Origin of the sequence: Micromonospora sp. NBC_01412, assembly GCF_045040215.1 — a bacterium.
GTDB lineage: Bacteria > Actinomycetota > Actinomycetes > Mycobacteriales > Micromonosporaceae > Micromonospora > Micromonospora rubida.
On sequence record NZ_CP109528.1, the window covers coordinates 4,709,451 to 4,732,640 of the forward strand.

Annotated in this window: 21 protein-coding genes; 11 read left to right on the forward strand and 10 right to left on the reverse strand. The window is 72.4% G+C overall.

Going from position 1 to position 23,190, the window contains the following annotated elements:
- Positions 1-117 precede the first annotated feature (117 nt).
- Positions 118-1,089 (reverse strand): peptidoglycan DD-metalloendopeptidase family protein, encoded by a 972-nt coding sequence (locus OG617_RS21565; RefSeq protein ID WP_405094833.1) that lies wholly within the window; start codon positions 1,087-1,089, stop codon positions 118-120.
- A gap of 133 nt (positions 1,090-1,222) precedes the next feature.
- On the opposite strand from OG617_RS21565, the gene OG617_RS21570 reads away from it, so the two are divergent.
- The gene (locus OG617_RS21570; protein WP_405094834.1) at positions 1,223-1,768 is read left to right on the forward strand and encodes a GNAT family N-acetyltransferase; all 546 of its coding nucleotides are present in this window, start codon (positions 1,223-1,225) and stop codon (positions 1,766-1,768) included.
- Between the two features lie 104 nt (positions 1,769-1,872).
- Here OG617_RS21570 and OG617_RS21575 read toward each other — a convergent pair whose 3' ends face one another.
- Positions 1,873-2,289, reverse strand: coding sequence for a hypothetical protein (locus tag OG617_RS21575; RefSeq protein ID WP_405094835.1), 417 nt, complete (start codon positions 2,287-2,289; stop codon positions 1,873-1,875).
- On the reverse strand, positions 2,286-2,582 hold the full coding sequence (locus OG617_RS21580) for a hypothetical protein (protein WP_405094836.1): 297 nt from the start codon (positions 2,580-2,582) through the stop codon (positions 2,286-2,288). Before OG617_RS21580 ends, OG617_RS21575 begins: the two co-directional genes overlap by 4 nt.
- Positions 2,583-2,787: 205 nt before the next feature.
- Between OG617_RS21580 and OG617_RS21585 the strand changes: the two genes are divergently transcribed.
- Positions 2,788-3,669: a helix-turn-helix domain-containing protein gene (locus OG617_RS21585; RefSeq protein WP_405094837.1), complete on the forward strand. Its 882-nt coding sequence runs from the start codon at positions 2,788-2,790 to the stop codon at positions 3,667-3,669.
- Positions 3,670-3,673: 4 nt separating this feature from the next.
- Entirely contained in the window at positions 3,674-3,853 is a 180-nt protein-coding gene (locus tag OG617_RS21590) for a DUF397 domain-containing protein (RefSeq protein ID WP_405103867.1), read from the forward strand.
- Positions 3,854-3,972: 119 nt separating this feature from the next.
- Here the strand turns inward: OG617_RS21590 and OG617_RS21595 are convergent, their stop codons facing one another.
- Both OG617_RS21595 and OG617_RS21600 read right to left on the reverse strand, forming a co-directional pair.
- The gene (locus tag OG617_RS21595) at positions 3,973-5,604 is read right to left on the reverse strand and encodes a caspase domain-containing protein (protein ID WP_405094838.1); all 1,632 of its coding nucleotides are present in this window, start codon (positions 5,602-5,604) and stop codon (positions 3,973-3,975) included.
- The gene (locus OG617_RS21600) at positions 5,601-5,954 is read right to left on the reverse strand and encodes an effector-associated constant component EACC1 (protein ID WP_405094839.1); all 354 of its coding nucleotides are present in this window, start codon (positions 5,952-5,954) and stop codon (positions 5,601-5,603) included. The genes OG617_RS21595 and OG617_RS21600 overlap by 4 nt, the downstream gene beginning before the upstream one ends.
- Positions 5,955-6,389: 435 nt before the next feature.
- On the opposite strand from OG617_RS21600, the gene OG617_RS21605 reads away from it, so the two are divergent.
- The 4 genes from OG617_RS21605 to ispG all read left to right on the forward strand — a co-directional run bounded on the left by OG617_RS21605 (position 6,390) and on the right by ispG (position 10,742).
- Positions 6,390-7,031 (forward strand): Uma2 family endonuclease, encoded by a 642-nt coding sequence (locus OG617_RS21605; protein WP_405094840.1) that lies wholly within the window; start codon positions 6,390-6,392, stop codon positions 7,029-7,031.
- A 67-nt stretch (positions 7,032-7,098) separates the two neighbouring features.
- Positions 7,099-8,310 carry a 1-deoxy-D-xylulose-5-phosphate reductoisomerase gene (gene dxr / locus OG617_RS21610; protein WP_405094841.1) on the forward strand — a complete coding sequence of 404 codons (1,212 nt, stop codon included), beginning with the start codon at positions 7,099-7,101 and terminating at the stop codon, positions 8,308-8,310.
- Positions 8,310-9,560 (forward strand): M50 family metallopeptidase, encoded by a 1,251-nt coding sequence (locus OG617_RS21615; RefSeq protein WP_405094842.1) that lies wholly within the window; start codon positions 8,310-8,312, stop codon positions 9,558-9,560. The genes dxr and OG617_RS21615 overlap by 1 nt, the downstream gene beginning before the upstream one ends.
- 9 nt (positions 9,561-9,569) lie before the next feature.
- Positions 9,570-10,742: a flavodoxin-dependent (E)-4-hydroxy-3-methylbut-2-enyl-diphosphate synthase gene (gene ispG / locus OG617_RS21620; RefSeq protein WP_405094843.1), complete on the forward strand. Its 1,173-nt coding sequence runs from the start codon at positions 9,570-9,572 to the stop codon at positions 10,740-10,742.
- Between the two features lie 138 nt (positions 10,743-10,880).
- On the opposite strand, the gene OG617_RS21625 is transcribed toward ispG, so the two are convergent.
- Positions 10,881-11,483, reverse strand: a complete 603-nt coding sequence (locus OG617_RS21625; RefSeq protein WP_405094844.1) for a PadR family transcriptional regulator — start codon at positions 11,481-11,483, stop codon at positions 10,881-10,883.
- Between the two features lie 186 nt (positions 11,484-11,669).
- Here OG617_RS21625 and OG617_RS21630 point away from each other — a divergent pair, with 186 nt between their 5' ends.
- Both OG617_RS21630 and OG617_RS21635 read left to right on the forward strand, forming a co-directional pair.
- Positions 11,670-12,509 (forward strand): GNAT family N-acetyltransferase, encoded by an 840-nt coding sequence (locus OG617_RS21630; protein ID WP_405094845.1) that lies wholly within the window; start codon positions 11,670-11,672, stop codon positions 12,507-12,509.
- 197 nt (positions 12,510-12,706) lie between these two features.
- Positions 12,707-16,273 carry an ATP-binding cassette domain-containing protein gene (locus tag OG617_RS21635; RefSeq protein WP_405094846.1) on the forward strand — a complete coding sequence of 1,189 codons (3,567 nt, stop codon included), beginning with the start codon at positions 12,707-12,709 and terminating at the stop codon, positions 16,271-16,273.
- A 122-nt stretch (positions 16,274-16,395) separates the two neighbouring features.
- Here OG617_RS21635 and OG617_RS21640 read toward each other — a convergent pair whose 3' ends face one another.
- From OG617_RS21640 to OG617_RS21655, 4 genes are all read right to left on the reverse strand, one after another.
- Positions 16,396-17,463: an NADH:flavin oxidoreductase/NADH oxidase gene (locus tag OG617_RS21640; protein ID WP_405094847.1), complete on the reverse strand. Its 1,068-nt coding sequence runs from the start codon at positions 17,461-17,463 to the stop codon at positions 16,396-16,398.
- 180 nt (positions 17,464-17,643) lie between these two features.
- Complete coding sequence (locus OG617_RS21645) at positions 17,644-18,933, reverse strand: dicarboxylate/amino acid:cation symporter (protein WP_405103869.1); 1,290 nt, start codon at positions 18,931-18,933, stop codon at positions 17,644-17,646.
- A 328-nt stretch (positions 18,934-19,261) separates the two neighbouring features.
- Complete coding sequence (locus tag OG617_RS21650; protein WP_405094848.1) at positions 19,262-19,930, reverse strand: DUF998 domain-containing protein; 669 nt, start codon at positions 19,928-19,930, stop codon at positions 19,262-19,264.
- Positions 19,923-20,888: a glutathione S-transferase family protein gene (locus OG617_RS21655; protein ID WP_405094849.1), complete on the reverse strand. Its 966-nt coding sequence runs from the start codon at positions 20,886-20,888 to the stop codon at positions 19,923-19,925. Before OG617_RS21655 ends, OG617_RS21650 begins: the two co-directional genes overlap by 8 nt.
- A 97-nt stretch (positions 20,889-20,985) precedes the next feature.
- On the opposite strand from OG617_RS21655, the gene pcaF reads away from it, so the two are divergent.
- Positions 20,986-22,191, forward strand: a complete 1,206-nt coding sequence (gene pcaF, locus OG617_RS21660) for a 3-oxoadipyl-CoA thiolase (RefSeq protein ID WP_405094850.1) — start codon at positions 20,986-20,988, stop codon at positions 22,189-22,191.
- A gap of 180 nt (positions 22,192-22,371) precedes the next feature.
- On the forward strand, positions 22,372-23,184 hold the full coding sequence (locus OG617_RS21665; RefSeq protein WP_405094851.1) for an SAM-dependent methyltransferase: 813 nt from the start codon (positions 22,372-22,374) through the stop codon (positions 23,182-23,184).
- Positions 23,185-23,190 lie beyond the last annotated feature (6 nt).

Here is a 23,190-nt window from a genome sequence, read left to right on the forward strand (position 1 = left end):
GGCGGCCGTCGGCCCGGCCGGGGCCACCGGGCCCGGTCGTGGCGTACGCCGGAGCCGCCGGACAGGTCGGTCCGGCGGCTCCGGGGTGCGGGGTGCGGGGTGCGGGTGGAACGGTGGTCAGCCCAGCGGCGCGATCTTGCTCGCGCCGAAGCTGACGTAGGAGCAGCCGCTCGTGGGCAGGCTCGTCGCGGCCGGCGGGGTCACCCCGTCGTAGAGCGCCAGCAGGAAGTTCTGCGGACACCGCCGGGTGCTGCCGGTGCGGATGCCGAAGTGCAGGTGCGGCCCGGTGGAGTTGCCGGTGTTGCCGGTCAGGCCGAGCTGCTGCCCGGGCGCGACCGACGCGCCGTTGCTGACCGACCACGCGGAGAAGTGGCAGTAGGTGTAGATCGCCCCGTCGGCACCGGTGAGGTTGACGCCCTGGCCGCAGGAGCTGTCGTCGATGATGGTCACGGTGCCGGCCCGCACGGCGTACGCCCTGGTGCCGGTGCCGACGGGCAGGTCGATGGCGGCGTAGTCGTGGTGCGGGTCGTCGTACTCGCTGCGCGGCAGCGCGCTCTTCGCCAGCGGCAGGGAGAAGCCGGAGCCGCCGGTGGTGGAGGTGACCCGGACGGCGTCCGCGACGACGTAGCCCGTGGCGGTGGTCCAGCGGCTGACCCCGACGACGGGGTAGTCGCCGGCCGCCAGCGTGAAGGTGCCGAGGCTGACCCAGCGGCCCCCGCTGGAGCGCTGATCCACGATCACGGTCTGGCTACCGCCGCTGGTCGCGACGATGAACGGGGTGGCGCTGTTGTATCCGGCGTCCGCCGGGTACCACACCTCGACGAGGTGCGCGCCGGCCGCCGGGACCGACGCGGTGAACCAGGCGGCGTCGCTGCCCCCGGTGTAGGGCGTCGCGAACCGGTAGTCGGTGCCGTACTTCTGGCCGGCCCACGACGATGTGCCCCAGTTCGCGCTGGCGGTGAAGCGCCCGGCGGTCGCGTTGTCCACGGTGGTGGTTGCCGCGGACGCGGACCCGGCCGGGCCGAGCAGCACCATGGCGGCCCCGGTCAGCCCGGCGACCAGGGCACGCGCGACGGCGGCGAGTTTCACGAAGGGCCTCCGAGGGTCAATGGGGTACGAGAGCGGCGGGTGAAGGTATTCAACCAACATCGATCGATGATTGAAAGAGATCTACATGGATCGGTGCCGGTGGACGTTTTCGCCGCTCACTAGGCTCGCCGCCATGGGAATCCTCACCACGGAACGCCTGCTCCTGCGGGACTGGACCGCCGACCCGGCCGACCTGGCCCGGATCTTCGACATCTACTCCCGGCCCGAGGTCGCCCGCTGGCTGAACGCGCCCGGCCTGCCGCTCACCGACCCGGCGCGGGCGGCCGACCGGCTCGCGACGTGGCGGGAGCGGCACGCGGGCCACGGCGACCGGTACGGCACCTGGGCGATCGAGGTCCGCGACACCGGCGTGGTGGTCGGCACGGCGCTGCTCAAGCCGCTGCCCGGCCGGGACGAGGGTGTGCTGACGGAGGACATCGAGGTGGGCTGGCACCTGCACCCCGAGGAGTGGGGCCACGGGTACGCCACCGAGGCGGCCCGGTCGCTGGTGGCCCGGGAGTTGGCGACCGGCACCCCGAGGGTCTGGGCGGTCGTATCGCCGGGCAACGCCGCGTCGATGGCGGTGGCCCGCCGGCTCGGCATGACCCACGTGGGCCGGCGCACGGACTGGTACGGCGGCGAGGAGGTGGAGGCCTTCGTGCTCCGCGCCGCTGCCTGAACGGGCCGCCGCCTGCCCGCGCCGCTGCCTGAACGGGCCGCCGCCTGCCCGCGTTGCCGTCCGACAACACCGACGGCGGGGCAGCCCAGTGACCTTTCGCGGCCCTACGGAGCTGCCCCGTCTGCGCGCCCGCCGGTCCCCGGCGGAACCCGTGCGGAATCTTGGACACTTACCGGCGCCTGCGAACGGTAAGTGTCCAAGGTCTGGTGCAGATCGGGCCGGTCGTCGGCGGGTGGGGACGGTGCGGGGGGCGGCCACGGGCGGGTCCAAGCGATGAATCGGTCGAAGTAACCCGTCGGGTCGACCTGGTCCGGGTGGGTGCGCAGCCGGTCCGCGATCGCGTCGTGCATCAGCACGCAGAGGTAGATCGCCAGCGCGACCCGGTCCCGGGCGTACTCCGTTCGCAGGCCCAGCTTCGCCGGCTGGCACGGCCACGGTGCGGCGCAGACCCGGCACCGCCACGTCGGGCGGGCCGCCACGTGTCGACGCAGCTCGGCCAGCGACACCCCGTACCCGCTCACCGCCGTCGCCCGACCCGCCGCAGGGGCCCGGTGGCCCGGTGGGTCGGCGACGCCGGGGTCGCCGCGTCGACCCGGGCGACCACCGTCGGCCCGGCCCACCGGTGCGCGCGGTCCGTTCGCCGGCTCGGCGGGGGAGCCGGGGCGGGCTCCTCCATCGGTACGCCCGCCAGCAGGTCCGGGCAGGGCCAGCGCAGCCCGCACACGCAGTGCCGCCCCCAGCGGGACCAGTCGCGGCGGTGTCGCGGGCCCAGCGGCACGGGTCGGTCGGCTCGTCGGTTGCCGAGAATTCCCACGGGGACCTCCGATGGTGATCGGGACGAGGCCGGGGGCGGGAGTCGAGATGAGGTTCGGGAGGTGACTCCCGCCCCCGGCGTGACCGACGCCGCCAAGCGTGGTCACTCACGATGGTCGTTTCGTAGCTGGTGGTGAGCAATCATTCGGAGAAGAATGCGGACCAAGGGATGAGGTGCCTTACGCGACCGCAGAAAAGGAGCTGACGTGGATGACTCGGGGAGCACCGTCCCGCGTAGGCAACTCGGCAGATATCTGAGAGAACTTCGCGAGAACGCGTACGTCACGGTGACGGCGGCGGCCAAGGAACTCGAATGGTCGGCGCCCCGGATCTGGCGGTACGAGACCGGCCAGGTCCCCATGCACCCGAACGACGTGGAGGCCATGTGCCGCGTGTACGGCGCATCGCGGGAAACCGTCGACACCATGCGCGCCCTGGCCCGGGAGACCAAGGCGCACGGCTGGTGGCACAGCTACGGGGAGGCGATCAAGGACTGGTTCAAGCTGTACGTCGGCCTGGAGGCCGCCGCGACCAGCATCCGGCATCATGAGGTCAACCTCGTGCCCGGCCTGTTGCAGACGGTCGAGTACATGACCGAGGTGATCGCCATCGACTGCCCACAGTTCAGCGAGGCGGAGCGTAAGGCGAAGGTGGACGTCCGGCTGCGCCGGCAGCGGCTACTCGCCAGAGCGGTCCCCAGGGCTCCGCAGCTCGACGTGATCCTCAGCGAGGCGGTGCTGCGCCGGCCGCTGCGGGACCGGGCGGCGATGGCCCGGCAGCTCGACGCCCTGGTGGTGATGAGCGAGCAGCACAACGTGAGTGTCCGGGTGCTGCCGCTGGAGGCGGGGCTGTTCCGCTGGTCGCAGGCGGGCACGTTCACCATGCTCGACTTCCCGACCGACGTCAGGGAGCCGGAGCCGACCACGATCTACATGGACGGGCCGTGCGGCGCGGTCTACCTGGACAAGCCGCACGAGATCGAGACCTACGACGATGCCTGGCGCTCGCTCGCCGAGCGGGCGCTGAGCGGGGCCGAGTCCCGCGAGCTGATCAAGTCGATAGCGAAGGAGATGTCCAGTGCAGCGTGACGGTGTGTGGCGCACGTCCTCCCGATCCGGCGGAGAGGGTAACTGCGTCGAGGTGGCGGCGTTCGCCGACGCGGTTGGGGTCCGGGACAGCAAGGACCGGCAGGGGCCGGCGCTGAGCTTCGAGCCGGCGGCCTGGGCCGGCTTCGTCCGGGCGACCCGGTCGGGAGCCCTCGACCGCCCGTAGCGGACGGCTCCCCGGTGCCCCGCGTCGTGCGGGGCACCGCAGGGGCATTGCGTTGTCGAGAGTGCGACCCCTTGGGCATCATCTGACGACGCCACGTCGAAAAGTTTATCCGGAGTGCGTCAGAATAGCGGGCCTTCGTCGTCGATGTATGGGGCGACCAGGTGTAGACGTGTGGTGCAGCCCTCGGGCAGGGTGGTTGTGGCGGTGAAGCGCACAGTGGTGGCCCCGGCGGGCAGTTTAAGGGAGACCTCCGGATGCTGCCAGGACTGCTGCGCTGGCTTGGCGACGCCGGAGTGAACCCGCTCGCCATCTACGTAAACCTGGTATGGCACGGCTAGGTCCGGGGCGCACCGCGACGTGAGATCGTGAAGTTCGGGCTCAAAATTGAAGTTCCAGTTAGTGCTGTCGATGCCGTGTAGGCTGAAGCTGGTGTCCACCGAGTGGCTTCCCTCGGGCAACTCGTAGAAGAGCGTCACGTTTTCTAGACACGAGCTCTGGCGACACAGGTAGTCCGTCGATCCCTGCGACGGCTCGGTTCCCGTCCATGGTGTTTCCCATAGGCCATATCTGCGATAATCAATCAACCAGAGCGGGCCCACGATCAGTGCTATCGCCAGGAGCGCGGCCAGGCCGACCCACCGCATCCTCCACCGGAACTCTTTGGGCTCGACAGGCTCCGGAGGCTCGAAAGCCAGATCGGGCAGAGGCTCCGGTGTCAGTTCAGGAGGCTCCGGTTGCGGCGGGGAGACAGGGTCCTGCCGGAGACCGGGCACGGCATGAGCGCTTGAGCTGACCTGTCGGCTGTCGTCCTTGCCCACCTGGGTCAGTAGGTCACGGGTGGTGCCGGTCGCCTCGGGATCGGCATCGATCAGCAAGGGCTTCGGTCGCTCCGCACTTCCAACCCGGTCGTCGGCGGTCTCGCTGACAGCCAGACGCCGCAGCTCGACCGGCGGCGCGCCGAGTTCCGCGTTGGTGGGTGGCGCCGTCCGTACGACAGTTCCCCTGTTGCCGCTAGCTGCGTTCCTGCCGAGTGCGATTTTGTCGGCGAGGCCGCTGCCGAGTTTTTGCGGGCGCGGCATGCTGCGGGCGCGCAGTCCATGAATGAGGGCGAGGTAGATGTCCTCCAGTGAGATTAGTTCGCCCGCGTCGGGGATGCCTTCGTGGAGAACCCTGAGCAGTTCCCCAGTGAAGGCAGTGAATTTTTCACCGGGGGGTGCGATGGAGGGCGAGTCGGCTGGCGCGGAGGTGAGGGTGTAGGTGCCGCTGATGTCGATGGCAGCGGTGACTGCTGAGGAGACGGAGGTCATCGCGATCGCCGCATGGCCGGAAAAGCAGCAGTCGAGGATCAGGATCCGGTTCTTTGCTGAGCTGTCAGCCAAGGCCCGGCGTAACAACTCGAAGGACACGGCGCTGAAGGGAATCTGGTCCGGGTGGGTGTCGGCCAGGGCGAGGTGTAATTCGAGGCGAGGGGTAAGGAATCCGTGTCCCGCGTAGTAGATGATCAGGGTGTCGGCAGCGGCTTCGACGGTCTTGCCAAGCGCGGCACCGAATTCGTACGAGGAGCGTGGGTTGATCAGCTGGAGGCATCGGGCGGGATCTACCACTCCGGCGTTCGGGTCAGTAAGTGCTTCCGCTAGTGCGGACACGTTGTTGGCGACGGACGGCATGTCGCTGATTGCCTCGTTCGTGAAGCGCGCCGTTCCGATCAGCAGGGCGTTGGAGAGCCGAGGATCCGGCAGGCGGATGGTCATGAGTGCTCGTTGATCGCCTTGCTCGCCTCTTGCAACAGTCGGGCGGTGGTGTCCGCGTTTGCCGAGTCGACCTCGATGCGCCGGCTGCTGTCCCCCTCAGTGATCTCGATATTGACTTTGGCCCGACGGGCTGACAGCCAAACGTTTAGCGCCCCGCCGAGCGCGGCTGCCACCCCGCCGCTGCCGAGCGCCACGGTCAACATCTCCGTGACGCTACCCATATCGCCCGGCTTCAACTCCGCTGTGACCGCCTTGATTCGGCCGCGCAACTCGTCATTGCGTTGGAGCCACGCGTAGAGCGACGCCAGATCGTGAGCCGTGCCGTCAACGAGTGTGATGTTTGCGCGCATCTAACGATGATCCTCCAATTGCGACAGGAACGCCACACACCGATGGTGTCGGGTAGGCGATCGGCCCGAAGTCGGTGACGAGGTTGCCCACACCCTCAAGGATCGTTCGCACCTTCATCCAGTACCTGGCACGCCAAAAATCCGGAAGACTCCCTGATCGAAGCGCTCCCGCCTGACTTGGCAGTCGCCCTGCGGCGCACCGGAACGCAGGCAGCCAGCCGCCGGCTGTTTCGTTCGATGGCCTGTTCGATGTTGAGTAGCGCGTCGGATACCTCGCCGAGAACAGCTTCGCGGGCGGCTTGTTCGGGCAGCGAGTGCCGGCATCGTCCTTCGGGACGTATCGAAGGGGCGCACAGGTTGTGCGATGTCGGGTGGCGAGGGCTGCGGCGGTTAGGCTGGTCTGAGCAGAATGTCCCGCTGAGGGGGTGAGCCCGGATGGCCCAGGCCGCATTCGCGCCCGAGCCGGCGCCGCGTCAAGTCGAGCCGGCACCGCCGGCCGCCGAACCGTCGTTCGACGTGTTGCGGTGGCACGACGAGCCGTGGACCGCCCAGCTTGCCCTCGACCTGTTGCCGGAGACCAACGGCCCCAAGGTTGAGGTCCTGAGCGGAAGCGTGATCGTGACACCACATGCAGGAATCGACCATCAGGCGGTCGAGCGGGAGTTGCCGTACCTTCTCCACCGTGCCGCACGGCGGGTCGGGCTCTGGGTCTACCCCGAAATCAACATCCTCTCGGGCGAGGATCTTTTCATCCCCGACATCGCTGTGTTGACCAGTCCCGGTGGCGGCCGGACGACCATGAAGATCAGTGACGCGGTGCTGCTCGGGGAAATCGTGTCTCCGGGCAACCGGCGCAAGGACGTCATCGACCGGACCTGGGAGTACGCCGCCGCCGGAGTGCCCTTCTTCCTCCGCGTCGACCTGCGCAACCGGGTGCCCACGCTGGCATTGTTCGAGCTGGTCGAGGGGGAGTACCGGCCGGTGGCAGCGGCTGCCGCCGGCACCCGTTTCGTGATGAGGGAGCCGTTCGAGTTCTCCATCGACCCGGCCGATCTCCTCGACGACGAGGCACCCTGACGGCGATCCGGCGGGGCGGGGTGAGGCTCCCAGCGGGTGTTCAGCGGGGCTGGGGAAGAATGGGCGGGTGAACTCTCCCCGCGATCTCGTCCTGCTCGGGTCGACCGGTTCGATCGGCACACAGGCCATCGACATCGTTCGGCGCAACCCCGACCGGTTCCGGGTGGTGGCGCTCGGAGCCGGGGGCGGCAACGTGGCGCTGCTCGCCGCCCAGGCCCTCGAACTGGGCGTCGAGGCGGTCGGGGTGGCCAAGGCGTCCGCCGCGCAGGACCTCCAGCTCGCCTTCTACGCCGAGGCGAGCCGGCGCGGCTGGTCCAGCGGCGACTTCAAGCTGCCCAAGATCGTGGCCGGCCCGGACGCGATGACCGAGCTGGCGCAGTGGCCCTGCGACGTGGTGCTCAACGGGGTGGTCGGCTCGTTGGGGCTCGCGCCGACGCTGGCGGCGCTGCGCTCCGGTCGTACCCTCGCCCTGGCCAACAAGGAGTCGCTGGTCGCCGGCGGCCCCCTCGTGAGGGCCGCGGTGACGCGGCCGGGGCAGATCGTCCCGGTCGACTCGGAGCACACGGCGCTGGCCCAGTGCCTGCGCTCCGGATCGCGTCCCGAGGTGCGGCGGCTGATCGTCACGGCCAGCGGCGGCCCCTTCCGGGGCAGGCGGCGCGACGAGTTGACCGAGGTCACGCCGGAGCAGGCCCTCGCTCACCCCACCTGGAACATGGGGCCCGTCGTCACGATCAACTCGGCCACCATGGTCAACAAGGCGCTTGAGGTGATCGAGGCGCACGAGCTGTTCGACGTGCCGTACGCCGACATCACCGTGATGGTGCACCCGACCTCGGTGATCCACTCGATGGTCGAGTTCGTCGACGGCTCCACGATCGCCCAGGCCAGCCCGCCGGACATGCGGCTGCCGATCGCGGTGGCCCTCGGCTGGCCCGACCGGGTGCCCGACGCCGCCGCCGCCGTCGACTGGACGACGGCCCACACCTGGGAGTTCGCCCCGCTGGACGACGAGGCGTTCCCGGCGGTGGCGCTGGCCAAGGCCGCCGGAGAGGCCGGGCGCTGCCGCCCGGCGATCTACAACGCGGCCAACGAGGAGTGCGTGGCGGCGTTCGTCGCCGGCCGGCTGCCGTTCCTCGGCATCGTCGACACCCTCCGGCGGGTGCTGGAGGACACTCCCGACTTTCCCGAACCAGGTACCGTCGAGGACGTGCTCACCGCCGAGTCGTGGGCACGCGCGCACGCGCAGGAGATCATTGTGGCGTCGGTGGAAGGATCTTGATGGCGTACCTGCTCGGGGTGGTGCTCTTCGCCCTGGCCATCCTCGTCTCGGTCAGCCTGCACGAGGCGGGGCACATGCTCACCGCCAAGGCGTTCGGGATGAAGGTCACCAAGTACTTCGTCGGCTTCGGCCCGACCCTCTGGTCCTTCAAGCGCGGTGAGACCGAGTACGGCGTCAAGGGCATCCCGCTCGGCGGCTTCTGCAAGATCGTCGGCATGACGCCGCAGGACGACGACATCGACCCGGCCGACGAGCCCCGGGCGATGTGGCGTTACCCGGTCTGGAAGCGGACGATCGTGATGTCCGCCGGCTCCATCACCCACTTCGCGCTCGCCCTCGTGGCGACCTGGATCGTCGCGATGTCCGCCGGCCTGCCCAACCCCGACTTCCCGACCACCGACGCCGAGGCCCGCCAGGAGCCGGCGGTGATCGCGCTGGCCGACTGCGTGGTGCCGGACAGCATCGCCCGGGCGTGCGCGGCCGGCGACCCGGCCAGCCCGGCCACTGCGGCCAACCTGCGCGACGGCGACCGGATCACCTCGCTCAACGGCACCCCGGTCAACAACTACGGCGACCTGCTGGTCGCGCTGCGGGCCACCAAGCCCGGCGACAACGCCGAGATCGGGTACGTCCGTGACGGCCAGCCGGGCAGCACGCGCACCGTGCTCGCCCAGACCCAGCGCCCGCCGCTGGACGACCCGAAGGGCCAGATCGGCCCGGTGTCCGCACTCGGCATCGGCCTCCAGTTCAGCACCCCCACCCGGGTCGAGTACGGGCCGGTCTCCGCGCTCGGCGGCACCGCCCACTTCACCGGCGACATGGCCGTCGGCACGTACGAGGCGATGAAGCGCATCCCGCAGAAGGTGCCCGCCCTGTGGACGGCGATCACCGGCGGCGAGCGGGACATGGACACCCCGATCAGCGTGGTCGGCGCGAGCCGGCTCGGCGGCGAGGCGGTGGAGAACAACGCCTGGCTGGTGTTCTTCATGCTGTTCATCTCGCTGAACTTCTTCATCGGCGTGTTCAACCTGCTGCCGCTGCTCCCGCTCGACGGCGGGCACATCGCCATCGCCTGGTTCGAGCGGGCCCGGTCCTGGCTGTTCGCCCGCTTCGGCAAGCCGGACCCGGGCCGCGTCGACTACCTCAAACTCATGCCCATCACGTACGCGGTGATTTTGATCGGCGGCGCGTTCACGCTGCTGACCATCACCGCGGACGTCGTCAACCCGATCACGCTCTTCTCAAGGTGAGTGCCTGAAGTGACCGCTGTCAGTCTCGGTATGCCCGTCGCGCCGCCCATCGCGCTCGCACCACGGCGGCTCAGCCGCCAGATCATGGTCGGCTCCGTGCCGGTCGGTGGGGGTGCACCCGTGTCGGTGCAGTCGATGACCACCACCCTCACCTCCGACGTCAACGCCACCCTTCAGCAGATCGCCGAGCTGACCGCATCCGGGTGCCAGATCGTCCGGGTGGCCGTGCCGAGCCAGGACGACGTCGAGGCGCTGCCGGCGATCGCCCGCAAGTCGCAGATCCCGGTCATCGCCGACATCCACTTCCAGCCCAAGTACGTCTTCGCCGCGATCGACGCCGGCTGCGCCGCCGTGCGGGTGAACCCGGGCAACATCCGGCAGTTCGACGACAAGGTGAAGGAGATCGCCAAGGCGGCCGGCGACGCCGGGGTGCCGATCCGGATCGGCGTGAACGCCGGCTCGCTGGACAAGCGGCTGCTCGCCAAGTACGGCAAGGCCACCGCCGAGGCGCTGGTCGAGTCGGCGCTGTGGGAGTGCTCGCTGTTCGAGGAGCACGGCTTCCGGGACATCAAGATCTCGGTGAAGCACAACGACCCGGTGGTGATGATCCGGGCGTACCGGCAGCTCGCCGAGAAGTGCGACTACCCGCTGCACCTCGGCGTGACCGAGGCCGGGCCGTCGTTCCAGGGCACCATCAAGTCGGCGGTCGCGTTCGGCGCGCTGCTGGCCGAGGGGATCGGCGACACGATCCGGGTCTCGCTGTCGGCCCCGCCCGTGGAGGAGATCAAGGTCGGCAACCAGATCCTGGAGTCGCTGGGGCTGCGCGAGCGGGGCCTGGAGATCGTTTCCTGCCCGTCCTGCGGCCGGGCGCAGGTCGACGTCTACAAGCTGGCCGAGGAGGTCACGGCCGGCCTGGAAGGGCTGCCGGTGCCGCTGCGGGTGGCCGTGATGGGCTGCGTCGTCAACGGCCCGGGTGAGGCCCGCGAGGCCGACCTCGGCGTCGCCTCCGGCAACGGCAAGGGGCAGATCTTCGTCAAGGGCAAGGTCGTCAAGACCGTCCCGGAGGCGCAGATCGTGGAGACCCTGATCTTCGAGGCGCTCCGACTCGCCGACGAAATGGGCGCGGAACTCCCCGACGACCTCCGCGACCTACTCCCAGGCGCCACGGTCACGGTCCACTGACCCACCCCCACCCGGGCACGCCGCACATATTCGAAGAAAGAGTGGCCACTCCACGTGGAGTGGCCACTCTTTCTCTGAATTTGCGCCGGAGCGCCGGAGCGCCGGAGCGGTGACGCGGGGTGGGACGGGGACGGGGGGTTAGTCGGATTCGGCGAGGATGGCATAGAGCTTGCGGCGGGTCTCGGCGAGGACCTGGGCGGCCCGTTCCCGCTGGTCGTCGGTGCCGGTCGTCATCACCTGGCGCAGCGCCTGCATCGCCTGGTTGCCGGCGTCGCGGATGTCGTGCCAACTGTTGACCGTGTCCTCGGCGAACTCGCCCCACGGCGGGGCCTGTGCCGCCTCATCGGCCTCGGCGCGGCCCGCCTCGGTGACCGTGAACCGCTTCCGGCCGCCGCCGGCCTCCTCGGTCGCGACGGTGACGACGCCCTCGTCCTCCAGGAGCTGGAGCGTCGGGTAGATCGACCCGGGGCTGGGCCGCCAGGCCCCGCCGGTGCGGGAGTCGAGTTCCTGAATCATCTCGTACCCGTGCATCGGCCGCTCGGTGAGCAGGGCCAGCACGGCGGCCCGCACGTTGGGCCGGCGTCCTCGGCCGCGGCCCCGGTGACCGCCCCGGCCGCCGCCGTGCCCGTGCGGGCCGGGTGGGAACGGCGGCCCGGGGGGACCGGGCGGGACCGGCGGGAAGCCGAAGCCGCGCATCCGGGCCTCGTGCTCATGTACGTGCATTCGTTGGTGGAAACCCATCAGGGTTCTCCTTCCCATGTTCTGTCGCTGATGCATCAACGATATATCGCCAATGTGTCGGCGACAAGTCTTCGTGCTGTTGGGCATGCATCGGGGTCGGCGCGGCTCGACGTCTGGCGTACCGGTCCCGGTGGGGCTCGGCACTCGGCCGGCGAGGCGGCGGGGTGATCTGGCAGGCTGGTAACCGTGCTGACGATGCCGGTGCGGCAACTCGGGGAATCGGAGCGGCGCGCGGTCGAGCGGCTGCTCGACCTCGACCCGTTCGCGGGCGCGCAGGTCGCCGAGCGGGTCGCCGCGCGCGGGCTGGCCTGGTGGCGGGCCGAGGGCCGGATCCTGGGGTACGGCGCCCGCCGCAGCCTGGAGTCGATCTGCTGGCTCGGCGGCAACCTCACCCCCGTGCTCGCCTCGGAGTCCGCCGTCGACGCCTACGCCGACCTGCTCGCCGCCGAGGAGCGCCTCTGCTCCTCCATCGTCGGCCGGGCCGACGCGGTGCTCGGGCTCTGGGACCGGCTCTGCGGGCACTGGGGGCCGGCCCGCGACGTCCGTCCCAACCAGCCGCTGCTGGCAGCCGACGAGCTGCCGTCGGTGGTCGTCGACCCCGACGTGCGACTGGTACGACCCAACGAGATCGACCGGCTCTTCCCGGCGGCAGTGGCCATGTACACCGAGGAGGTCGGCGTCTCGCCGCTGGCCGAGGACGGCGGGCACGGCTACCGGAGGCGGGTCACCGACCTGGTCCGGGCCGGTCGGGCGTACGCCCGGTTCGTCGACGGCCAGGTGGTGTTCAAGGCCGAGCTGGCGGTGGTGACCCGGCGTACCGCGCAGGTCCAGGGGGTCTGGGTGTCGCCGGAGTGGCGCGGCCGAGGGCTCGCCACGGCGGCGATGGCGGCGGTGACCCGGGAAGCCCTACTGCGGGTCGCCCCGACGGTCAGCCTGTACGTCAACGACTTCAACCTGCCCGCCCGCCGCGTCTACGAGCGCTGCGGCTTCCGCCCGGTCGGCACCCTCGCCACCGTGCTGTTCTGAGTGTGCGGGGAAGCTCCCCTCGCTGACGTCCATGCCTGACCGGCCCCCCGGCGGTCCGTCCGGCGGCCCTCCCGGCGGTCCTTCGGCGCCCCGGGCATGGCCTCGGCGGCGTACCCCGATGGGGTAAATGCGTTGAACCGCCCGGCCGGATCACGCAGGGTGGAGGCACCGCCGCCCCGGAGTCCGGAGGGACCGACATGCGCCTTTTCCGTGACCTGTGGGCCACCTCGGCCCGCCGGATGACGGTCGTCGCCGTGCTGATCGTCCTCGGCGCCGCCGGCCAGGCCGCCGCGGCGGCGCTCGCCGGCCCGGTGCTGGTGCACCGCTCGGGGGCGCTGTTCGCCGTCCTCGCGGTGGCGCTCTGCGCCGCGGTCGTCACCGACCTCGCCATCGGGCTGCTGATGGCCGGGCTGACCGCGGACTGGTCCGCCGACGTCCGGCGGCGGCTGTGCCGGGTGGCGTTCGGGCAGGACCTGCCCACCCTGGAGGGGACCCCGGTCGGCGAGCTGCTGGACCGGATCGACGGGGACGTCTACCAGGTGGCCTCCGAGGTGCGCGGGCACGGCGTACGGATCGCCCAGATGTCCGCCACGGGCCTGCTCTCCACGGTCGTCGCCCTGGTGGTCTGGTGGCCGGCCGGGGTGAGCATGCTCGCGCTGACGGCGTTGCTCGTGGTCGTGCTGCGCCGACCGACCCGGCGGATCGCCCCGGCCCGGATGGCCGAGGAGGAGGCCTGGACGGACCTCGCCGCCGTGATGGAGGAGGCCGTCCACGGCCAGGACGACGTGCGCACCAGCCTGGCCCGGCCGTACGTGCTGCGGCTCTACGCCCGGCGGGCGGCCGAGGTGCTGGCCCGGGGGCGGTTGGTGTGGCGAATGTCGGCGGAGGTCACCGCGGTCGGCGCCGGGATCATCCGGGTCGGCATCGTCGGGGTGGTCCTCGGCGGGGCCTGGGCGCTGGCCTCCGGCCGGATCGACGCGGCCCGGCTGACCGCCGTCTGGCTGCTGGTGCTCGCCTTCGGCGCGACCGTCGAGCACATCAGCCGGATGGTGCCCGAGCTGCAGTACGCGCTCGGCGCCTGGGGGCGGGTGCAGCTTCTCCAGGACGCCCGGCAGGAACCGACCGGCGGCCGGGAGCCCGTCGAGGGCGACCTGGTCGTCCGGAACCTCACCTTCCGCTACCCGGAGGGTGGGGCGGAGGGCGACCGCGCGCCGGCGTTGCGCGACGTCTCGCTGACCTTCGTCCGGGGCCGGTCGTACGCCCTGGTCGGGCGGACCGGGTCCGGCAAGTCCACCCTGGCCAAGGTGCTCACCCGGGCGGTGGACCTGCCGCGCGGCACCGTCCTGCTCGGCGGGGCGGACCTGCTCGACCTGGACGTCGAGCGGCTGCGCCGGTGGGTGGCCGTGGTGCCGCAGCGCACCGAGATCCTGGCCGGCACGCTCGCCGAGAACGTCGCCCTGTTCGACCCGGACCTGCTCGACAACGCCGCCCGGGCGCTGCACGAGCTGGGTCTGGCCGGTTGGATCGCCGAGCTGCCCGACGGCCTGGACACCCGGCTCGGTGAGGGTGGGCACGTGCTGTCCGCTGGGCAGGAGCAGCTCGTCGCGTTCGCCCGGATCCTGGTCCGCGACCCGCACGTGGTGATCCTCGACGAGGCCACCGCCCGGCTGGACCCGGTCACCGAGACGCTGGTGCAGCGGGCCACCGAGCGGCTGCTCACCGACCGGATCGGCATCGTCATCGCCCACCGGCTCTCCTCGGTCCGCGGCTGCGACGAGGTGGTGGTGCTGGCCGACGGGGCGGTGGTCGAGGCCGGCCCGCTGCGCTCCTCGGAGCGGTTCGCCGAGTTGCTGGCCGTCAGCCACGCCGCCGCGTACGCCGAGGCGGGGGTGGCCGGGCGGAGCGGCGGCACGGCGCTGTTTACCGATCCGCCGCTGGCCCCGGCCCCGGTTGCCGGTCCTGCCGGGGTGAGCGCGTCGGGTGCCGGTCCTGCCGGGGCGAGCGCGTCGGATGCCGGTCCCGGCGGGGCGAGCGCCTCGGTCGGCGTGGCCCGGACGAAGGTCGAGCCGCCTCCGCTTCCGCCGACGCCGCCCGTCCGGACGATGCGGGAGATCCTGCGCCTGACCACCAACGATCCCCGGTACGGCCTGACCGCGATCGCGCTGTTCGGGTTCGGAGGGCTGCTCGGCCTGGACGGCTCGGTGCTGCCCTGGCTCTGGGCCGACCTGGTGGACGGCTCCGGCGGGCCGTGGTGGCCGGCGGTCGGGATCGTGACCGCGCTGCTGGTGACCACGCCGGTGCCCTACCTCACCAGCTTCTGGTTCCCCAACTGGTGGGTCCGCCAGATGCTGCGGATCAGCCTGCGGCTGGTGCACGGGCAGACCGGCCCGCGCCGGATCAGCGGGCACACCCCGGCCGAGGTGGTCGCCCAGGGCGGCGACACCGAACGGGTGGTGATCCTCGCCGACAACCTGCTCGACCAGGCCATCGCCCTGCTCATCGTGGTCTCCATGACGCTGGTCTCCGGCAGCCTGGTGCCGGCCGCGTTCTTCGCCGGGACGATGGTCGTCTCCGGGCTGGCGGCGACGCTGTTCGGGCCGCGCCTGGAACGGTCCGCCCAGGCCACCGTCGCAGCCCGGGCGGCGTTCGCCACCTCGCTGGTGTCGTCCCTGTCGGCCGCCCGCACGGTGAAGCTCGCCGGCGCCACCCGACCGGTGCTGGGCCACCTCGCCGACCTCGATGCGACCCGCAGCGAGCGGCAGCGCCGGGAGATCTCCGTGCAGGTCTGGTCTCGTTCCACGCCGGCCCTGGTCAGCGGCCTGCTGCCGATCGGTGCCTGGGCGCTCTACCTCGGTGGCGAGCTGTCCGCCGGGGCCACCCTGGTCGCGGTGTCCACCCTCGGCGCGGCCCGCTGGTTCGCGTGGACCACGGCGTCCCTGGTCTCCCAGCTCCCGTCGGCCCGGGTGTGGACGCGCCGGACGGTGGCGATGGCCGGGGTGGGGACGTACTCGGCGCCGGTGGACGGGGTGGACCTGGCCGCCGGGACCGCGTCCGCGCCCGAGCCTCCGCCCCGGCACCCGCTGCGCCGGCTGGACCTGGTCGGCTTCGGCGCGCTGCACACCGACGGGACGCTCGCCGTCCGCGACGTCGACCTGACCGTCGAACGCGGCCAGCTCGTGCTCGTCGTCGGGCCGGTCGGCTCCGGCAAGTCCTCGCTGCTGCGTGCCCTGGCCGGGATCGTGCACCACACCGGCACGCTGCGCTGGAACTCCGAGCCGGTCACCTCACCGGAGCTGTTCCTGCGCCCCCAGCAGGTCGGCTACGTCGGCCAGCTCCCCCGGGTGCTCTCCGGCACGGTCCGCGACAACGTCGCGCTCGGCCACGACGTGGACGCGGCCGGCGCGGTGTCGACCGCCCAGCTCGACCACGACCTGGCCGCAGCCGGGGGCGGGCTCGGGCTGCTCATCGGGCACAAGGGGACCCGGCTCTCCGGCGGCCAGCTCCAGCGGCTGGCGCTGGCCCGGGCGCTGGCTCCGCGTACCGAGCTGCTGGTCGCCGACGACGTGTCGTCGGCGCTGGACGTCACGACGGAGCTGGAGCTGTGGGCGGCGCTGCGGGAGCACGGGGTGACGGTGGTCGGCTCGACGTCGAAGCGGGCGGCGCTGGTCCGGGCCGACCAGGTGGTGGTGCTGGTCGGCGGGACGGTGGCGGCCCGGGGCCCGTGGCGGGACCTGGAGGACGACTGGGGTCACCTGGCGGGCTGACCGGCCCGTCCCCGCGCGCCCGCGTGCCCTGGGCCTCCGCGCGTCCCCCGCGCCCCACGCCCCCGCTGGATCTTGGACGGTTGCCGTTGCGTGCGGACGGCAACTGTCCAAGGTTCCCGATGTCAGACGGCTCGGGAGTACTGGGCCGGCCAGGACGGTACGGCGGCGAGCTTGGCTGCTGCCCGTCGGGGCCAGTACGGGTCGCGCAGCAGCTCCCGGCCGAGCAGGACCAGGTCGGCCTCCCCGCCGGCCACGATCTGCTCGGCCTGCTCGGGCTCGACGATCAGGCCGACCGCGCCGGTCGGGATCCCGGCCTCGCGGCGGATCCGCGCGGCCAGTGGCACCTGGTAGCCGGGGCCGACCGGGATGGCGGCCCGGGCGGCGGCACCGCCGGAGGAGGCGTCCACCAGGTCGACGCCGGCCGCCGCGAGCTCACCGGCGAGCACCACGCTGTCCTCGACGGTCCAGCCGCCCTCGGTCCAGTCGGTGGCGGAGATCCGGGTGAGCACCGCCACCTCCTCACCGACCGCCGCGCGGACCGCGCGGGCCACCGCTAGGGGCAGCCGCATCCGGCCTGCCCGGTCCCCGCCCCAGGCATCGGCGCGGTGGTTGGTCAGCGGGGACAGGAACTCGTGCAGCAGGTAGCCGTGCGCGGCGTGGATCTCCACGGCGGCGAACCCGGCGTCCACCGCCCGCCCGGCGGCCGTGGCGAACGCCTCGACCACGCCCGCGATGCCCGCCTCGTCGAGCGCGGTCGGCACCCGGTACCCGGGCACGAACGGCTCCGCGCCGGGGCCGACGGGTGCCCAGCCGCCGTCGGCGTCCGGCACCCCGCCGCGATGCTCCGCCCACGGCCGGTACGTCGACGCCTTGAACCCGGCGTGCGCGAGTTGGACGGCCGGCACCGCGCCCTGCGCGGCGATGAACTCCGTGACCGGCCGCCAGGCGTCGACGTGCGCCCCGGACCAGAGCCCGGTGTCCTGGGGGCTGATCCGGCCCTCGGGCACCACTGCGGTCGCCTCGGTCATCACCAGGCCAGCGCCGCCGACCGCGCGGGCCCCAAGGTGCACCCGGTGCCAGTCGGTCGGCAGGCCGTCAGGGCCGGCGCTGTACTGGCACATCGGAGCCAGGGCAACCCGGTTGGACAGGGTGACGCCCCGCAGCTCCAACGGGGTAAACAGGATGCTCATGAAGAAATCCTCTCCGCCCAAACGCAGGCGCAGGCTTTTCAGGGACGCGTGATCAAGAGGTTTACGTCAGGAACGATCTCCGCAGTGACGCAAACCTCTTGATCAACACGGGGGTCGGACCGGGGGGGCAGGCAGGGGGCAGGCCGGGGGCAGGGCGGGGCCGGCGGGGGCAGGGCGGGGTTAGGCGGGGATGGGGGTTGGGGTGTTGGTGTGGGTTGGGGCGTCCGGCTCGATCAGGTCGCGTCGGCCGGCCGAGTCGTACGCGGCCCGGTCGAGGGTGCCCTCGCGGGCGGCGACGATGGTCGGGACGACGGCCTGACCGGCCACGTTGGTGGCGGTGCGGATCATGTCCAGGATCGGGTCGATGGCCAGCAGCAGGCCGGCGCCGGCCAGCGGCAGGCCCAGCGTGCTCAGGGTCAGCGTGAGCATCACGATCGCGCCGGTCAGGCCGGCGGTGGCCGCCGAGCCGACCACGGAGACGAACGCGATCAGCAGGTAGTCGCCGACGCCGAGGTCCACCCCGAAGACCTGCGCGACGAAGATCGCCGCGAGGGCCGGGTAGATCGCCGCGCAGCCGTCCATCTTCGTGGTGGCCCCGAACGGCACCGCGAACGAGGCGTACTCGCGGGGGACGCCGAGGCGCTCGACGGAACGCTGGGTCACCGGCATCGTGCCGACCGAGGAGCGGGAGACGAAGGCCAGCTCGATGGCCGGCCAGGCACCGGCGAAGAAGCGCAGCGGGTTGAGCCGGCCGGCGACGGCCAGCAGCAGCGGGTAGACCACGAACAGCACGATCGCGCAGCCGACGTACACGGCGGTGGTGAACTTCGCGAGCGGGGCCAGCAGGTCCCAGCCGTACGAGGCGACGGCGTGGCCGATCAGGCCGAGGGTGCCGATCGGGGCGAGCCGGATCACCCACCACAGCGCCTTCTGCACGATGGCCAGCAGCGACCGGTTGAGCGCCACGAACGGCTCGGCGGCGTCGCCGACCAGCAGGGCGGCGGCACCCACCACCAGGGCCAGGAAGACGATCTGGAGCACGTTGCCCTCGACGAACGCGCCGATCGGGTTGGTCGGCACGATGCCGGTGAGGAAGTCCGTCCACGAGCCGGTGGCCTTCGGCGGGGCGGCCCCGCCGACGTCCAGGGTGACGCCCCGACCGGGGTCGGTGAGCAGGCCGATGCCGATGCCGATGCCGACCGCGATCAGGGCGGTGACGCCGAACCAGAGCAGCGTCTTCAGCGCCAGCCGGGCGGCGTTGGCCACGCCGCGCAGGCTGACCACGCTGACCACGATGGCGGTGAAGACCAGCGGCGGCACGGCCAGCTTGAGTAGTTGGACGAAGAGCCCGCCGACGGTGTCGAGGGTGCTGGCCAGCCAGCTCAGGTCGTTGGCGCGGGCGAGGAAGCCCAGCGCGACGCCGAGGACGAGGCCGAGCAGGATCTGCACGGAGAAGGGGAACTTGCGCAGGGCGGAAGCCATGAGGATGCGTCCAAGGGTCTGGGGGCGGTCGGTCGGGCGGGCGTCAGGAGACGGGCCGCGCCGGACAGATGCCGCTGGCCTGCCGTCGGAGGTCGACGTACAGGCGCACGGTGAGGTGCCAGACGTTGGTCATCGCCTGCCGACGGTACGCCGCCCCCGCCGCAGGTGGAAGGAGCGTCGGTGGTGAGGCTCCTTACAGGGAGGGCCGGCGCCGACCGGCGGCCCTCAGCGACCGCGCTGGGCGGTGGCGGTGGCGCCAGGCCCGGAGGACCTCGGCGGCCAGCCGGGAGAGGGCGGTGGCCCGGCCCGGCGGCCCTTAGCGGCGGCGCCGGGCGAGGGCGGTGGCGGTGGCCAGGCCCCAGACGGCGCAGACCGCGAGCAGCACCCGCTCCAGCACGCCGACCAGGGTGCCCCGGCCGACGACGAGCATCGCCAGCCCCACCGCCCCGGCCAGCGGCAGCGACACCGCCGCGCCGCAGGCGGCGAGCCGCCGTAGCCGGGGCGCCGCGGCCGGGGTGAACAGCACCGCCAGCATCGCGAACACCACGGACGCCGTCGCCGCGATGCTCGCCCCGCCGTGCACCAGGTCGGCCACCGTGGCCCGCTCGAACGGCGGCAGCGGGCAGCCGGCGCTGCACGTCACCATGCCGGAGAGTGCCGCGCACACGCCGCCGGCGGCGAGCAGACCGGCCGCGACCCGCACCGCCGACGGCAGCGCCGCGGCGAGCAGCAGCAGCCCACCGGCCAGGGCGAACACCCCGATCCGGTACGTCGCGGCGTACCCGCTGTCGGCGACGCCGGCCTCGCTGACGTACCCGGTCAGGCCCGGGCCCGGACCGGCGACCACGGCGACGGTCACCGCGACCGCGCCCACCAGGACGCAGCCGGCGGCGGCCGACGCGGCGGCGACCCGGAGCGCGGGGCGGCCGGGTCGACGCCCGGAGCCCGGCGGCCCGGTCGGTGCCGGTCGGCGCCGGTCAGCCACGCCCGTGCGGCGCGGCCCAGCCGGAGGTGTCCGGACCCAGCGGCACGATCCCGGTCGGGTTGATCGCCGGGTGGGTGCCGTAGTAGTGCCGTTTGATGTGGTCGAAGTCAACCGTGTCGCCGAACCCGGGGGTCTGGAACAGATCCCGGACGTACGCCCACAGCACCGGCAGTTCGGTCAGCTTGTGCCGGTTGCACTTGAAGTGCCCGTGGTACGCGGCGTCGAACCGGACCAGCGTGGTGAACAGCCGCACGTCGGCCTCGGTGATCGCGTCGCCCATCAGGTAGCGCCGGTCCGCCAGCCGGTCCGACAGCGCGTCGAGCCGGGCGAACAGCGCGGTGAACGCCTCGTCGTACGCGGCCTGGGAGGTGGCGAAGCCGCACCGGTAGACGCCGTTGTTGACGTCGCGGTGGATCTCGGCCATCAGCGCGTCCAGCTCGTCGCGCAGCCCGACGGGGTAGAGGTCCGGGGCGCCGGGTCGGTGCAGGCTCCGCCACTGCGTGGACAGGTCCAGGGTGAGCTGCGGGTAGTCGTTGCTGACCACCCGCCCGGTGAGCGTGTCGACCAGGGCCGGCACGGTCACCCGGCCGGTGTACCCCGGGTCGGTCGCCAGGTACGCCTCCGACAGGTACGAGATGCCGAGCGCCGGGTCCCGCCCGCCGGGGTCGAGGGTGAACCGCCAGCCACGCTCGTCGCGGATCGGGTCGACCGTGGCGAGCGAGATCGCGTCGTCCAGGCCGAGCAGGCCGAGCACGATCCGGGCCCGGTGCGCCCATGGGCAGGCCCGGCACCAGACGAGGCGGTACCGGCCGGCTTCGAGGGGCCACCGGCCGTGGGCGTCCGGCCCGCCGCCGGGCGGGGAGTCGGAGTCGGGGGTGACCCGCCCGGTGAACCGGTTGGGTTGGCGGACGAACTCCCCGCTGCCGGAGGTCTCTGCGCTGAACTGGGCCCGGGCCATGCCGACAACCTATCCGCTCGCCGCGCGGATATCCTGGCCCGCGTCGCCGTGACCGGCGGCTCCGTGCCGGCCTTTCCACCCCGAAGGACTTACGTCGATGACCGTGGCATATCTCGTGGCCGGTGTCCGCACCCCGATCGGCCGGTACGCCGGCGCGCTGTCCGGGGTGCGCCCCGACGACCTGGCCGCGCACGCGATCCGCGAGTTGGTCGCCCGGCACCCGTCGGTCGACTGGGCCCGGGTCGACGACGTGGTGCTCGGCTGCGCCAACCAGGCCGGCGAGGACAACCGCAACGTGGCCCGGATGGCCGCGCTGCTGGCCGGGCTGCCCGGCGAGGTGCCCGGCAGCACCGTGAACCGGCTCTGCGGCTCCGGCCTGGACGCGCTGGCCACCGCCGCCCGGCAGGTCGTCGCCGGGGAGGCGGAGCTGGTCGTGGCCGGCGGGGTGGAGAGCATGAGCCGCGCGCCGTTCGTCATGCCGAAGGCCACCTCGGCGTTCGCCCGGGCCCCCGAGGTGTACGACACCACGATCGGCTGGCGGCTGGTCAACCCGCTGATGGAGAAGGAGTGGGGCATCGACTCGATGCCCGAGACCGCCGAGAACGTGGCCGCCGAGTACGGCGTCGACCGTGCCGCGCAGGACGCGTTCGCGTACCGGTCGCAGCGGCGGGCCGCCAGGGCGCAGGCCGACGGCCGGTTCGCCGAGGAGATCGTGCCGGTGACCGTGCCGGCCGGGCGGCGCGAGACGAAGCTGGTCGAGGTCGACGAGCACCCCCGGGAGACCTCGCTGGAGAAGCTGGCCGCGCTGCCCACCCCGTTCCGGCCCGGCGGCACGGTGACCGCCGGCAACTCCTCCGGCATCAACGACGGCGCGGTCGCCCTGCTGGTGGCGAGCGAGGCGGCGGTGGCCCGGTACGGGTTGACCCCACTGGCCCGGGTCACCGGTGCCGCCGCTGCCGGGGTGCCGCCCCGGATCATGGGGATCGGGCCGGTGCCGGCCACCCGCCGGCTGCTCGACCGACTCGGCGTCGGCCTCGACCAGGTCGACGTGATCGAGCTGAACGAGGCGTTCGCCGCCCAGTCGGTGGCGGTGCTGCGCGAGCTGGGCCTGCCCGAGGACGCCGAGCACGTCAACCCCAACGGCGGCGCGATCGCCCTGGGGCACCCGTTGGGGGCCAGCGGCGCCCGGCTGGCGCTCACCGCCGCGCTGGAGCTGCGGCACCGGGGTGCCCGACGGGCGCTTGCCACCATGTGCGTCGGGGTGGGGCAGGGCATTTCGCTGATGCTGGAGTCAGCCGGCTGACCGGTGCGCGCTGCCCGGTGCCCGGCGGCCGAATCGGATCTCGCCTACCGTGGAGCCTGCGGCCTAGAGTGTGGAACACCACAGACCTGCGGGTCGGCCGGCCACAGTCGGGGTGCGCCCGGGCGCACCCGGCGGCCGGCGCGGCCCGTGGCGCGGCGACGATTGGCGGGAGCGACACACATGCCGGACGGACTTCCCACCGAGATCGACCTGAGCCGGCCGAGCGCGGCCCGGGTCTACGACTACTTCCTCGGCGGCGCGCACAACTTCGAGATCGACCGGAAGCTGGCCGAGCAGATCGCCGGCATGACGCCGAACCTGCCCGCCACGATGCGCTCCGGCCGGGAGTTCCTGCGCCGCGCGGTCCGCGTGCTGCTCGACGCCGGCATCGACCAGTTCCTCGACATCGGCTCGGGGATTCCCACCGTGGGCAATGTCCACGAGGTGGCCCAGGGCGCGAACCCGAAGGCCCGGGTGGTCTACGTCGACATCGACCCGGTGGCCGTGGCGCACAGCCGGGAGCTGCTGGCCGGCAACGACCTGACCGGCGTGATCCATGCCGACCTGCGGGAGCCGGAGCGCATCCTCGCCGAGTGCCGGGCCACGGGTCTGCTCGACTTCGGCCGCCGGGTCGGCGTCCTGCTCGCCGGGGTGGTGCACTTCGTCCCGGACACCGACCGTCCCGCCGACGTCCTGGCCACCCTGCGGGCCGCCGCCGCCCCCGGCAGCTTCCTGGTCGTCTCCCACTCCACGTTCGAGGACCAGCCGCAGGAGATGCTGGACGCGCAGCGGCTGTCGGCGCGCACCGACACCGAGATCACCCTGCGCTCCCGGGCCGAGGTCACCGGCTTCTTCGGCGACTGGACGATCCTGGAGCCGGGCGTGGTGCACATGCCGCTGTGGCGACCCGACTCGCCGTCCGACGTGGACGACCACCCTGAGCGGTTCGGCGCGTTCGGCGGTGTCGCCCGGTACGACCAGCCCGCCGGCTAGGCGGGC

What these genes read in the sequence shown, in the direction of transcription:
- OG617_RS21615 (WP_405094842.1), top strand. Translation starts at nt 8,310, where the DNA reads ATGGCGTACCTGCTCGGGGTGGTGCTCTTCGCCCTGGCCATCCTCGTC.
- OG617_RS21665 (WP_405094851.1), top strand. Translation starts at nt 22,372, where the DNA reads ATGCCGGACGGACTTCCCACCGAGATCGACCTGAGCCGGCCGAGCGCG.
- OG617_RS21605 (WP_405094840.1), top strand. Translation starts at nt 6,390, where the DNA reads ATGGCCCAGGCCGCATTCGCGCCCGAGCCGGCGCCGCGTCAAGTCGAG.
- OG617_RS21570 (WP_405094834.1), top strand. Translation starts at nt 1,223, where the DNA reads ATGGGAATCCTCACCACGGAACGCCTGCTCCTGCGGGACTGGACCGCC.
- OG617_RS21595 (WP_405094838.1), bottom strand. Translation starts at nt 5,604, where the DNA reads ATGACCATCCGCCTGCCGGATCCTCGGCTCTCCAACGCCCTGCTGATC.
- OG617_RS21655 (WP_405094849.1), bottom strand. Translation starts at nt 20,888, where the DNA reads ATGGCCCGGGCCCAGTTCAGCGCAGAGACCTCCGGCAGCGGGGAGTTC.
- OG617_RS21600 (WP_405094839.1), bottom strand. Translation starts at nt 5,954, where the DNA reads ATGCGCGCAAACATCACACTCGTTGACGGCACGGCTCACGATCTGGCG.
- OG617_RS21625 (WP_405094844.1), bottom strand. Translation starts at nt 11,483, where the DNA reads ATGGGTTTCCACCAACGAATGCACGTACATGAGCACGAGGCCCGGATG.
- OG617_RS21635 (WP_405094846.1), top strand. Translation starts at nt 12,707, where the DNA reads ATGCGCCTTTTCCGTGACCTGTGGGCCACCTCGGCCCGCCGGATGACG.
- pcaF (WP_405094850.1), top strand. Translation starts at nt 20,986, where the DNA reads ATGACCGTGGCATATCTCGTGGCCGGTGTCCGCACCCCGATCGGCCGG.
- OG617_RS21640 (WP_405094847.1), bottom strand. Translation starts at nt 17,463, where the DNA reads ATGAGCATCCTGTTTACCCCGTTGGAGCTGCGGGGCGTCACCCTGTCC.